This is a genomic window from Thermomonas fusca DSM 15424 (assembly GCF_000423885.1).
Lineage (GTDB): Bacteria > Pseudomonadota > Gammaproteobacteria > Xanthomonadales > Xanthomonadaceae > Thermomonas > Thermomonas fusca.
The window spans coordinates 1-12,373 of the sequence record NZ_AUIV01000009.1; the positions used below are offsets into that span (position 1 = coordinate 1).

Genomic DNA, 12,373 nt, shown 5'->3' on the forward strand with positions numbered 1-12,373 from the left:
CTGTGCACCGACGGCAGCGCCATGTTGGCAAGTGCGGCAAGGGATCTGGGAATTGAGCACCACGCCCTGAACACCTTGCGCGGCGAGCGCAAGCGAGGTGCGTGGCATGTCCAGAATGTCAATGCGCACCACAGCCGACTGAAGGGCTGGATGGCCCGATTCCGGGGCGTGGCGACGTCCTATCTGCCGAACTACCTGGGGTGGTTCCGGGCACTGGAGCGGAATGCCCAAGTCGGCGCAGGACCCGCGTCATTGCTCAGGTTGGCGATGACATGACCTCCATGTCCACAATCAACGCGAACAGCGCCAAAAAAAAGGCCCCGCACGCGCGGCCTTGACCTTCGCATGCGGAGCCGGGTTTCAAACCGTCAGGGCGGGGCCCGACGTTGAACGCCTAGGGCCTGGGGTTTTTGGTGCCCAGGCCGCTTTCGTCCTTCTGCGGGGTTTCAGGCTCCTTCGCGTCGCTGACCGGCGCCGTGGCCGGAACCCGTGATGCCGTGGGAGTACCGCTTACCTTTTCCGCCTCGCCCACCGTGACCTTGCCCATGCGCGGCTGCATCCAGATGCTGTTTTGCCACTGGCGGTAGAGCTGCGGGTCCCAGAACTGGAGGTCGTAGAACTTGCTGCCGTCGATCTGCTCGAAGCCCGCCGGCCCCGGGATGTAGATTTTCAGATTGCCGGCAAAGCCCGTCCTGCTGCCCGTGACCTGGCGACGTTCCCGGCGGAGCACGGCGTCCAGACGGGGCTGCGCGGCGGCGTCCCCGTACTGGGCGTAAATATCCCCGCCCAGTTCAAGTGCCTGCTTCCTTTCGGCATCGTCAAGCGCGGCCCAGTAGCGCTCCCGGATGCTCAGGAAGCCCAGATAGCCGCGTTCTGCAGCAAGGTCGATCCATGCGTACGCGGAAGGGCGGTCCCGGGGCACGCCCTTGGAGTCCCACAGCAGCTCCGCCACCATGCCCTGCGACGGCTTGTCGCCGTAGAAGCTGGCACGCTTGAAGAACTTCAGTGCGCTTTCGTAGTTCCCCTGCTTGAGCTCATCCAGGCCCAGCAGGCGATAGCGCAGGTCGGGGTGCCCGGACAGGAAACCCGCACTCATCATCAAGGCGTCGGCGGTGGGATCCTTGGATGGGGCGATCTGTGCATTGGCCGGGAGCATGGCTCCCGCCAAGGCCAGGGCGGCCAGCAGCGTTCGGCAGGACATGGCGACGGGGATGCCCATCAATCCACCTTGCCGGGCGTGCCGACGCTGGTCTGTCCACCGATGTGGCGCGCGAAGAATCCCAGCATTTCGGTGTACAGGTTGATGCGCGCATCCTCTCCATAAAAACCGTGCATTTCGCCGGGTGCAATGATCATCCCTTCGGGTGTATTGCCGGCGGCGATCAGCGCCTTGTTCATGGCCTCGGTTTGTTCCGGCACGGCGCGTTCGTCGCGGGCGCCGGCTGCCAGATACACCGGAATCTTGACCTCATCGGCACGGCTAGCTGGCGAGGTCTGCGTCAGGACGTTGGCGTCGGTGCCCAAGGTCCTGCGCAAGTAGCGCAGGCCGGAATCGCGCTGCGGGATGTCGCCCTTCTTGAACATCATGTCCATGTCGTACACGCCCACGTAACCAAAGGCGCACTGGAACAGGCCGGGCTCGCGGATGGGCGCCATCAGCGCGGAATACCCGCCAAAGCTGCCGCCGTAGATGCAGATGCGGTCCCGGTTCGCATGGCCGTGGTCCACCACCCAGTGGGTGGCATCCAGGATGTCGTTCTGGATGCCCTGCGCCCATTGCTGGTGGCCGGCATCGCTGAACGCCTTGCCATAGCCGCTGGAGCCGCGGTAGTTGATCTGCAGCGTGGCATAGCCACGGCTGGCGAACAGCTGCGCTTCGGGGTTGAAGCTCCAGTTGTCGCGTGGCCCGATGGGCCCGCCGTGCGGGTTGACGATCAGCGGAAGATTCTTGCCGTCGCTGCCATGGGGAATGGTCAGATAGGCGTGGATCTGCCGGCCGTCCCGTGCGGTGAACGAGAAGGGCATGACCTGCGCCATCTTGGCCGGGTCGAGCTGCTTTTGCCTTGCCATCAGGAACCGGGCCTTGCCGGTGTCGCGGTCGAACAGGTACAGCTCACCTGGGTTGGCGTCGCTGTACACCGACACCAGGATCTTGCGGCCATCGGTGGTGTAGCTGGAAAAATCGACCTTCTGACCCGGGAACGCGTCTGCCAACGACCCATAAAGCTGTGCGTCAGGGTGCTGCTCATTGAGCAGGTGCACCTTGGGCGCGCCCGCCTCGGTGACCACGCCCAGCAGCGTTTTGTTGTCGGTGGACCAGATCATGCCCGAGATGTCGGCCACCGGGTCGGCGAACAACTCGGAGAAACTTCCGTTTGTCGGGTCCATCTTGCCGATCGAGGCGGGCTTTTTGCCGTCGTCAAGCTCGGCGTAAATGGTGCCGTCGTCGGTGGCGCTAATGACGGACAGATGCTTGCCGTCGGATTTGGATGCATTCAGCAGCGTCCAAGTCTGCCCGTCTCGGCGATAGAGCTCCGAGCGCTCTTCAAACTCGCCTTTCTCGTTCTTGCTGGACGAGCACACGGCAAAGCGCGGTTCCTTGGTGGCATCAAGTGCCAGCGAGCAGTTGGGTTTAGGCGCCCGTCCAAGCGAGGTGCGACGGCCAGTGATGGTGTCCACCCGGACCACTTCCGAAGTGGGGCCCTCGGAGGACAGCGGCGAATACATCGTCATCAACACGTTGCGATCGTCGTCCTTCAGCGTGTCCAGCAGGCTGAAACTCTCCGATCCCACCGCCTTGCTGCGCTGGGTGTTGTCGCGCGTGCCCCGGAAGATGACGGGAATGGCTTGACTGCCATCGGCGTTGACCGCGTACCACTCGCCCAGCGAGAACGGCTGGGCATAGCCGCCCAACTTCTTCACCGCTGTGAAAAGCAGCCGGTCCGGCGCGGTCCAGTAGAAGCCGCCAATGCTCTTCTTGTCGGGCAGCTGGTTGACCTTGAGTATCTTCAGGTCGGACGTACGCAGGATAGTGAGCACGTCCTGCTCACCCATGTCCACGGTCAGAGCCAGGTAGTCGCCATTCGGCGAGATACGTGCGTTGCCGTAAGCCGCGCGGCCCACGAAATCCTTCACCGGGGGCAGAGTTGCTGCCTGGCCGGTGGTGCACAGCAGTAGCGTCATGGAAAGCAGCGAGGGTGTTGCAATCTTCATCGTGTCGAATCCTTGATTGACCTTTTCAAAGACGGAACCCGGCTTGCGCCGGGTTCCGAATAAGCCTTTCAACTGCGTCAACAGCTATCAGAACTTGTGGTTGATCGAAAGGAAGAAGCGGCGACCCATCGGGTCGGCGCCGAAGTAGCTGTAGAAGTACGGATACGAGGTGTACGTCGGGTCCGGACGGTACTGGTTGTCGGTCACGTTTACGACGGTGAAGTCCACCTTCGTGTTGGCACCGAACTTGCGGCCCACTTGCAGGTTGTAGGTGGCGTAGGGCTTCATGCGCTTGGTTTCTGCCCAGTTGTAGACGCTACCCAGGCGGGAGCCGAACACCGATGCGCTCCAGTTGTCCTTGCTCCACGACACCGAGCCACGGACGCGCGAGCGCGGGTCGATCACCGCATAGTCGCGATAATCCGTGATCGGGTCGTCCTGGAACTGCTGCTCCTTGTCGGTCAGCCGGATAGAGTGGCCAAGATCGAAGTTGAACCGGCCAAAACGGTCGGTCAGCAGGCTGTAGCGCACCGCGGTGTCGATACCACTCACGTCCACCAGCGCCGAGTTGATGTAGGCGGTGTTGAGGCGCTGGATCTGCCCGTCCAGCGTGGTGCCCGGTGCGTCATTACGGGTGATCAGGCCGTAGATGTTCTGGCAGAACGAAGAATCGCTGGCGAACTCGAACGCGCTGCCGTCTCGCTTCACGCCCAACCGGCAGTTGGCTTCGTTCTGGGTCAGGTAGCCCGACGTCAGGGCGGTGGCCTTGTCTTCCAGCTTCACGCGGTAGTAGTCCACGGTAACCGACAGGTTGTCGAGGACGTCCCACACCAGGCCGTAACCCCACGACTTGCCTTCCTCTTCCTTCAGCAGCGGGTTGCCCGCGATCACCGATTGGGTGGTGTAGGAGGTTGGGTCGCCGGTGGCGCCGCACTGCGTGACCGTGCGCGGGCCGGTGGTTTGGCCCAGGTAGTTACCGGAACGGCACGCGTATTCGTCGAACACGCCCGAGTATGAGGCCGCGCCTTCGGCGTACACCAGCTGCATGTCGGGTGCGCGGAAGCTGGTGGCGTAGGAGCCACGCAACAACAGGTTCGAGAACGGACGATACTCGATGCCCAGGTTGACGGTTTTGGCCTCGTCGACGGCGGTGATGTCGTCGTACTTGTCGTAGCGGCCGGCCAGGTTCATCGACAGGTTGCTGAAGATCGGCACGTGGAATTCCACGCCCATGGCATAGCGGTCGCGCGTGCCGTGGGTTTCCCCCGAGCTGGTCAGGTTGTAGATGGTCTGGTCGTCAAGCGGACGCAGCTGGTTGGTGCGCGGGTCGCTTTCCAGATCCGTCGTCTGGCGGGTGCCTTCCAGCACCGCGGCGAAGCCCACGGGGCCTGCCGGCAGGGTGAACAGGTCGCCGCTGATGTTGAAGTTCAGGGTACTGGACGAGGTCTCGGCGGTGTTCTTCACGCGGGTGGAGAACGAGCGGTAGATGTCCGGCGTGATCGGCGTGTTCCAGCGGTCCTGGTTCAGCGAATAGATCGGGTAGCCGCTGAGCGTGCCCTGCTGCGGGCCCAGAAAGTAATCATGCACGGCCTTGGCGAGTAGACGCGGGCGATCCGCCACGTAGGTGTACTCGCCGTAGTTGTAGCTGACCTCCCAATCGAACCGGTCTGCGATGGTGCCCAGCGCGCCGACCGTGATGCCGTAGGACGCCTCGTCGTACACCGTGGACGCGGCCTCGGCGCCGCCCAACTCGGACGGGTTAAATACGCGCTGCAGCAGCACCAGGTCGCCCAGGTTGGCGTCGTAGTAATACGCTGACTGCACGCCGTTGCGCTGGGTGAACTTGTCACCCGAGGTGCTCCAGAACTCGGTGCCGCCGGAGGACTTGGCGTCAGTGGTGTAGTAGGTGGCCGAGCCGAACAGCTGGATGTCGTCGGTCAGGTTGAACGTGCCTGACAGGTACCCCGCCCATACTTGGTTCTTGTTGTAAAGCGACCGGCTGGCCACCTGGTCGTAGGAGCCGCAGTACTTGCCGCGGTTTGCTGTGGTGACCGTGGTGTAGCCGAACGCGTTGCACGCCGCCTCGCTGTAAAGCAGGTTGGAACCTCTCGGACCGGCAAAGCCGGCGCCGCTGATGGCCACCAGCGACAGTGCCGGGTTGGCGGTGATGCCGTAGGGGTTGTTGCGGATATCGGCAAACGTTTCGCGCTGTGAGGCGAAGATGGGCTCGTTGCTGGTGAACTGGGCCGAGTACTGCAGGTCCCAGCGGTCGCCGGACTTGCCGCCCACGTATTCCAAGCTCACGCTGTCGCCGCCTCCCTCCGCGGTGGTGCCCGTGGTCAGGCGCAGCTGGTTGCCGTCAAAGTGCTTGCGGGTGACGATGTTGACCACGCCGGCCACGGCATCGGAGCCGTAGATCGCGGAAGCACCACCGGTCAGCACTTCGATGCGCTCGACGATGGCGGACGGGATGGCCTTGACGTTCACCACGTTGTTGTCACGGTTGTACGGCTGCGGGTACTGCGGCGGACGGCGGCCGTCAATCAGGGTGAGCGTATAGCCCGGGCCCATGCCACGCAGGTTGATCACCTGGGCGTTCGGCGTGAAGCCGGTCACTGCCAGGTCACCGGTGAAGTTGGACTGGGCCTGCTGGGTGAGCGACTGCAGCATGTCGCCCACGGTCTGGAAGCCCTCGCGGTCGATGTCGGCGCGCGAGATCACCGTGATGGGCGCCGGGCCTTCGATGTCCACCTTCTTGATGCGGGAGCCCACCACCGACACCTTCTCCAGCGTTGCGGCTTGACTTGCAGCTTGCGCTTTTTCGGGCTGCTGGTCGGCCTCCTGGGCCTCCTGTGCCATGGCCAGCGACGGCAGCAGGAGCGCCGCTGCCAGCGCGAGCGTCAACCGGTTGCGATGAATGTTACGAACAGTCATGGGATCCCCTTGTTTGTTTGTTAACGGGCTTGCGTGACACGACGTGGTGGCCGGTCAGGGCTCGGTCTTGCGTTTGAACCGAAGGCAGAGAGTAACAAAGAATTAACCTGTGAGTAGCAGGCGTAGCATGCCCTTTGTTAACGCGCCGCAACTTCCTGGGGCCCGGAACAGCCTGCCAGTGCTGGAAATAAGCTGCCGCGGTAAAGGAATTTGATCGGGCGCGAAGGCTTTGGTCTGCCTGCTTGATCGCCAGCGCCAGCCGCCTACGCGCGTGGCGCAAGAGCCCAGGTCGGCCCCAAAAAAGGCGCTGCTCGCGTTGGTCGTTGATCGTCTCAACCTGTGAGGCTGCCTACCTGCATGGTTTCGTCACTGCTCGAAGGTTTCGGGCGGCGGGAGACCGGGATGCGCGCACCTGAACTCAAGCGTTGGCTAGCAGAAGCGGGACGGCTGACACCGGCCAAGCAGGAGCAGGTTCTGGCAAAGCTGCAGGGCGAGCGGTCTCAGGGTGCGGTTGCCCAGGTTGTTGACCAGGAACGAAAGCTTGAGCGCGTCGGTGGCGTCGAAGTTCACGCTGGCGTTGACCGTGGTGTACGAACCCAGGCGGCCGGCACCGGCGAACGCGTAGCCGGCCGGGTCCAGCGTGGCGCGGTAGTTCGGGGTCGGGCCGAGGTAGTTGGCGTACAGCGTGGTCGCCCAGCGGTCCTTGCTCCAGCTGGCCGAGGCGCTGGCCTTGTACTTGGCGTCGGTGCTCCAGTACGGATCGCTCAGCGCGTCGCGCACCGGGTCGGTGGGGTGGGTCTGGATTTCGTGCTTGAGGTTGCGCGTCCACGAACCGGCCAGGTTGAGCTGGCCGAAGCTGCCCAGCTCCAGGCTGTAGTTGGTGTCCACGGTCACCGCGTCCAGAGTTTCCTTGGCGACGTTGACCTTGTCCAGGCGGATCGACTCCACGTTGCCGCTGACGTCGCGGACGATCTGGGTGCTGGCCGCGACGCAGGTGCCGGAATCCGCCGGCAGCTTGCCGAGCAGGCAGTTGGCTTCATCGCGCAGCAGCTGATCGACGTCCTGCAACGCGACTTCGTTGCGGATGTCCCAGTGGTGGAAGTCGGCGCTGACCGAGAACTTCGGCGTCGGCGCCCACACCACGCCGTAGCTCCACACGGTGGCGTTGATCGGCTTCAGCGCCGGGTTGCCGGACTGCTCGCCGAAATACTGCATTTCCGAGTACTGGCTCGGGCAGTCGGCCACGTCGCCGGCGTCGAAGCCGAGCAGGGCGCAGTTGTAGTAGTCCACCGCCTGGCTGTAGAAGCCGCTGACGCCCTGGAACTGGTCGGCCAGGGTGGGCGCCTTGAACGCGGTGCCGTACTTGCCGCGCAGCAGCAGCGATTCGAACGGACGGTATTCCAGGCCCAGCGCGTAGGTCGGCTTGGAGATCTCGGTGCCGCCCATGCGGAAGCCGTCGTAGCGCGCCGAGGCGGACACGGTCAGCTGCTCCCACACCGGCAGGCACAGCTCGCCGGTCAGCGCGTAGCGCGAGCGCTGACCCTTGCCGCTGACGCCGGTCAGGCCCCAGATGTCGCCATTGGTGAGCCGCGCGTCGGGCGTGTAGCTCCAGCCCTGGGTGCCCGTCTCCACGGCCACCGCCATGCCGGCGTCGCCGCCCGGCAGCGAGAACAGGGCGCCGTTGGTGAACTGCGCGCGCAGCATGTTGTCGTAGGTGCGGCTGTGCGAACGCACGTAGGTGGAGATGCCGGCGAAGTCTTCCGGCGACATCAGCGTATAGAACGCGGCGTAGTCCGGGGTGAACACCGGGTAGGCGTCGTAGTTCGGATCCCAGCCCTGCTGCGGGCCCAGCACGCGATCCATGAAGTACGCGTTCACCTTGCCGGCCAGCAGCGCCTGCGAGGTTTCGGTCAGCTTGTACTCGGTGCGGGTCAGGCTGATGTCGTAGTCCCAGTTCGAGTCTTCGCTCAGGGTGCCGTTCACGCCGAAGGTGACCGAGTAGGAGTTGCTGTGGTTGCGGTCGTTGTGGTCGTTCCAGTTGCCCACTTCTTCCGGCGCGAATGCACGCTACAGGTTCAGCAGCTTGCCCTGGTTCGGGTCGTAGTAGGCGCCGAAGCCCACTTCGGTGCCCCACCACAGGTAGTTGGAGCCGCTGTTGTATTCCACCTTCTCGTGGCTCAGCAGCACGTCGGCATAGGCCTGGGCCAGGTCGTTGAGCTCGAAGGTGGAGTGCGCGTAGACCTGCGCAGATTCCTTGCTGTTCTTCAGGGTGCGGTAGCCCGGGGTCCACTGCGAACCGCAGTAATCGCCCTTGCCGGCGCGGCTCTGCTTGCCCTCGGTGCCGCCGAAGGCGCTGCCCAGGTTGGCGCAGTTGGCCGGGTCGAGGAACACGTAGCTGTAGTCGTTCTCCACGTCGAGGATCGTCCAGTCGCGGCTGGCGACCGGGGCGTCGCCGTTGCGGGCGTCGACGTTGAACTGCTGGGTCAGATCGCGCTGCGAGGCCCACACCGGGTCGGCCTTCTCGGCCTGCACGCCCAGCAGGATGTTCCAGCGGCCGCCGGCACCGTTGACGCTGGTGGCGAAGCTGACCCGGCCGCTCTGGCCGCCGCCCTTCTCATAGCCGCCGATGCGGCCGCTCAGCACGCTGCCGTCGATGTTCTTCTTGAGGATGATGTTGACCACGCCGGCGATGGCGTCCGAGCCGTACAGCGAGGACTGGCCGCCCGGGAGGATTTCGATGCGCTCCACCAGGTCGACCGGGATGCCGCTGATGTTGTTGAACACGTCGGAGCCGTTGTACAGCGCCGGGTAGTTGGCCATCGGGCGGCCGTCGATCAGGTACTTCACGTAGCTGGCGGACAGGCCGAACAGGCTCAGCGTGTCAGCGCCCTGGGTGAAGCCGCCGGAGGTCTGGCTGTTCTGCACCCCGCCGGTGGCGAAGCTGCTCTTCTGCAGTACTTCGGCAACGTTGTTGAAGCCGCGGGCCTTGATGTCCTCGGCGGAAATGATGGTGACCGGGACGAACGTCTCGACCTGGGTCTGCGGGATCAGCGAACCGGTGACGACGACCTTGTCCAGCTCCTTGGCTTGCGGAGCGGTGGCGTCGGCGGGCGCCTGCGACTGGGCGAAGGCGGTGGCGGGCAGCAATGCGGCGGCAAGCGCCAGCGCCAGCGGGCGGCGGTGGGATACGAACATGGGGGACTTCCTTTGGTCTTCTTCTTCGATCTTGTTGTGGGCACGCGCGGCGGATGCGGGCGCATGCATCTCCGGACCCGGAGGCGGAGGAACCTAACACCCGGTTAACATCCGACCCCTGAACATACGGGGCCGTTTGGTATTGACTACTCTTTGCCGGTTGTGAATGAGCCGCGCGGTGGCGCACGGCGGCCGGCCGGATCCGTCGCCCGGATGACAGGAATCAAGGGCGGGCGGGAACCGCTTCGCTAGAATCCGCGCATTCCCCACGCGCCGCCCTGCCATGCCCCGCCTCCCCTCCCACGCCGTCCAGGGCGAGCTGAAACCGCTCGCCAATGCCCGCAACATCATCGCCGTCGGCTCCGGCAAGGGGGGGGTGGGCAAGTCCACCACTGCCGTGAACCTGGCTCTGGCGCTGGCCGCGGAGGGATTGAAGGTCGGCATCCTCGACGCCGACGTGTACGGCCCCAGCGTGCCGATGATGCTGGGTCTGTCCGGCCGTCCCGACAGTCCGGACGGCAAGACCATCACGCCGATGCTGGCGCACGGCGTGGAGGCGATGTCGATCGGGCTGCTGGTGGACCAGGACACGCCGATGATCTGGCGCGGGCCGATGGCCACCCAGGCGCTCTCGCAGTTGCTCAACGACACACGTTGGGGCGATCTGGACGTGCTGGTGGTGGACCTGCCGCCGGGCACCGGCGACATCCAGCTGACCATGGCGCAGAAGATCCCGGTGGCCGGCGCGGTCATCGTCACCACGCCGCAGGACATCGCCACCCTGGACGCGCGCAAGGCGCTGAAGATGTTCGAGAAAGTGAACATTCCGGTGCTGGGCCTGATCGAGAACATGGCGGTGCACGTCTGCGGCAATTGCGGCCACGCGGAGCGCATCTTCGGCGAAGGCGGCGGCAGGAAGATGGCCGAACAGTACGGGGTGGTGCAGCTGGGTGCACTGCCGCTGGAGATCGGCATCCGCGAACAGGGCGATGCAGGCACCCCGATCGTGGCGGCGCAGCCGGATTCCCCGGCCGCGCAGGCCTACCGCGCGGCCGCGCGGGCGCTGCTGGCCGAGTTGGACAAGCGGCCGAAGGTACGCACCGGGATCATGGCCTCGTTGCTGGGGTAGGCGGGTTTTCGAGCGGCCGAGCGGTGGGTCCGCGAACGCATCGCGGGTCGCAGGCCGGCATGAATCCCCTCCGCTTGGCTTAAACTCGCAGGTTCCGCACCGGGACCGAACCGCATGAGCATCAAGAGCGACCGCTGGATCCGCCGCCTGGCCGAGCAGCACGGCATGATCGAGCCGTACGAGCCGGGCCAAGTGAAGCAGGCCGCCGATGGCCAGCGCATCGTCAGCTACGGCACCTCCAGCTACGGCTACGACGTGCGCTGCTCGCGCGAGTTCAAGGTGTTCACCAACATCAACTCGACGATTGTCGATCCCAAGCACTTCGACCCGAAGAGCTTCGTCGATATCGTCGGCGACGAGTGCATCATCCCGCCCAATTCCTTCGCGCTGGCGCGCACCGTCGAGTACTTCCGCATCCCGCGCGACACCCTGGTGGTGTGCCTGGGCAAGAGCACCTATGCGCGCTGCGGGATCATCGTCAACGTGACCCCGCTGGAGCCGGAGTGGGAGGGCCACGTCACCCTGGAGTTCAGCAATACCACGCCGTTGCCTGCGCGCATCTACGCCGGCGAAGGCGTGGCGCAGATGCTGTTCTTCCAGTCGGATGCCGACGACGTCTGCGAGACCAGCTACAAGGACCGCGGCGGCAAGTACCAGGGGCAGACCGGGGTCACCCTGCCGCGCACCTGAGCGATGCGCAGTGCCCCGGGACTTTCCCGGGCGATGGCGGCTACCGCGCCAGCGCCGCGCGCAGCGCGCTGACCCGTTCGATGAGTTGTTCCGGCGCGTACGGCCGCGCGTTGGCCGCGCCCCAGACCGGGCGCGGCCAGGCGATGTCGTCGGTGTAGCGGGCGATGACGTGGACGTGCAGCTGCGGCACCTGGTTGCCGAGCGCGGCCACGTTGAGCTTGTGCGGCTTGAACAGCGCCTTCAGCGCGCGCGCCGCGGCGTCGATGTCGGCGCTGAGCTGGGTGCGCTGCGCCGGGGTCAGGTCGATGATCTCCACCGCGCCGGCCAGCTTCGGCACCAGCACCAGCCACGGGTGGTTGGCATCGTCCATCAGCCGGACCTCGCAGACCGACAGGTCACAGACCGGGGCGGTGTCGTCGGCCAGCTGCGGGTGCAGTTCGTAGCGCGACGGCGGCTGGGAGGGGCTCATGGCGTCCTCGGCTCAGTAGGCCGGGCGCAGCGCCCGGTGGAACAGGCCCAGCGTGCGATCCAGCGCGAGTTCGGCGCTGGGACGGTGGAAATCACCGCGCTGGTCGCAGTTGAAGCCGTGCCCGGCGGGATAGACATGGATCTCCGCCTCGGGATGGCGCTGGCGGTGCAGCTCGACGTCGGCCTGCGGGATGCTGGGGTCGTGCTCGCCGAAGTGGAACATCATCGGCGCGTCCAGCTGTTCGTCGAGGAACGGCACCGTGCGCGCGCCGTAGTAGCTGACCGCCGGCAGCGACAGGCGGGTGTTGGCCAGATAGGCGGCGGTGCCGCCCCAGCAATAGCCCACCACGCCGACCTTGCCGTATTCCTGCAGCTGCGCGGCGGCCGCGTGGATGTCCTCGAGCGCACGCGGGAAGCCCAGCCGCTCCACCAGCGCGCGGCCGCGCTGCACGCCGTCCGGGTCGTAATCCAGCTGCACGTCGTGTTCGAAATGGTCGAACAGCGCCGGTGCCATCGCCACGTAGCCATGCTCGGCGAAGGTGGTGCAGACCGCGCGGATGTGCTGGTTGACGCCGAAGATTTCCTGCACCACCACGAGCGCGCCGCGCGGCGGTACGTGCGGTTTCGCGAGCCAGGCGCGGATGCGGCCGCTCGGGGTTTCCAGGGACATCCACTCGCTCATGGGGTTGGCTCCGTCCGCTTGCCGCGATAGTACGCCTGTGGGGCCGGGCCGCCAGCCCCCCG

Annotated in this window: 9 protein-coding genes and 1 pseudogene; 3 read left to right on the forward strand and 7 right to left on the reverse strand. The window is 65.3% G+C overall.

Annotation, left to right across the window (positions count from 1 at the left end; all coding sequences use genetic code 11):
- Window positions 1–276: pseudogene (locus G582_RS18295) on the forward strand (IS1595-like element ISBeb2 family transposase); the annotation flags it as partial.
- A gap of 118 nt (window positions 277–394) precedes the next feature.
- Here the strand turns inward: G582_RS18295 and G582_RS15540 are convergent.
- From G582_RS15540 to G582_RS17140, 5 genes are all read right to left on the reverse strand, one after another.
- The gene (locus tag G582_RS15540; RefSeq protein ID WP_156880271.1) at window positions 395–1,219 is read right to left on the reverse strand and encodes an SEL1-like repeat protein; all 825 of its coding nucleotides are present in this window, start codon (window positions 1,217–1,219) and stop codon (window positions 395–397) included.
- Window positions 1,219–3,294 carry a S9 family peptidase gene (locus tag G582_RS0104750; protein WP_248642682.1) on the reverse strand — a complete coding sequence of 692 codons (2,076 nt, stop codon included), beginning with the start codon at window positions 3,292–3,294 and terminating at the stop codon, window positions 1,219–1,221. Before G582_RS0104750 ends, G582_RS15540 begins: the two co-directional genes overlap by 1 nt.
- A gap of 6 nt (window positions 3,295–3,300) precedes the next feature.
- The gene (locus tag G582_RS0104755) at window positions 3,301–6,147 is read right to left on the reverse strand and encodes a TonB-dependent receptor domain-containing protein (protein WP_083960962.1); all 2,847 of its coding nucleotides are present in this window, start codon (window positions 6,145–6,147) and stop codon (window positions 3,301–3,303) included.
- 429 nt (window positions 6,148–6,576) lie between these two features.
- The gene (locus G582_RS17135) at window positions 6,577–8,193 is read right to left on the reverse strand and encodes a TonB-dependent receptor domain-containing protein (RefSeq protein WP_051246713.1); all 1,617 of its coding nucleotides are present in this window, start codon (window positions 8,191–8,193) and stop codon (window positions 6,577–6,579) included.
- A 21-nt stretch (window positions 8,194–8,214) separates the two neighbouring features.
- The gene (locus G582_RS17140) at window positions 8,215–9,342 is read right to left on the reverse strand and encodes a TonB-dependent receptor plug domain-containing protein (RefSeq protein ID WP_169380565.1); all 1,128 of its coding nucleotides are present in this window, start codon (window positions 9,340–9,342) and stop codon (window positions 8,215–8,217) included.
- Between the two features lie 283 nt (window positions 9,343–9,625).
- Here G582_RS17140 and apbC point away from each other — a divergent pair, with 283 nt between their 5' ends.
- The gene (gene apbC, locus G582_RS0104765) at window positions 9,626–10,471 is read left to right on the forward strand and encodes an iron-sulfur cluster carrier protein ApbC (RefSeq protein ID WP_028838854.1); all 846 of its coding nucleotides are present in this window, start codon (window positions 9,626–9,628) and stop codon (window positions 10,469–10,471) included.
- A 114-nt stretch (window positions 10,472–10,585) separates the two neighbouring features.
- Entirely contained in the window at window positions 10,586–11,161 is a 576-nt protein-coding gene (gene dcd / locus G582_RS0104770; protein WP_028838855.1) for a dCTP deaminase, read from the forward strand.
- A gap of 40 nt (window positions 11,162–11,201) precedes the next feature.
- Here dcd and G582_RS0104775 read toward each other — a convergent pair whose 3' ends face one another.
- Both G582_RS0104775 and G582_RS0104780 read right to left on the reverse strand, forming a co-directional pair.
- Window positions 11,202–11,630: an HIT family protein gene (locus G582_RS0104775; RefSeq protein ID WP_028838856.1), complete on the reverse strand. Its 429-nt coding sequence runs from the start codon at window positions 11,628–11,630 to the stop codon at window positions 11,202–11,204.
- A gap of 12 nt (window positions 11,631–11,642) precedes the next feature.
- On the reverse strand, window positions 11,643–12,311 hold the full coding sequence (locus G582_RS0104780; RefSeq protein WP_028838857.1) for a dienelactone hydrolase family protein: 669 nt from the start codon (window positions 12,309–12,311) through the stop codon (window positions 11,643–11,645).
- Window positions 12,312–12,373 lie beyond the last annotated feature (62 nt).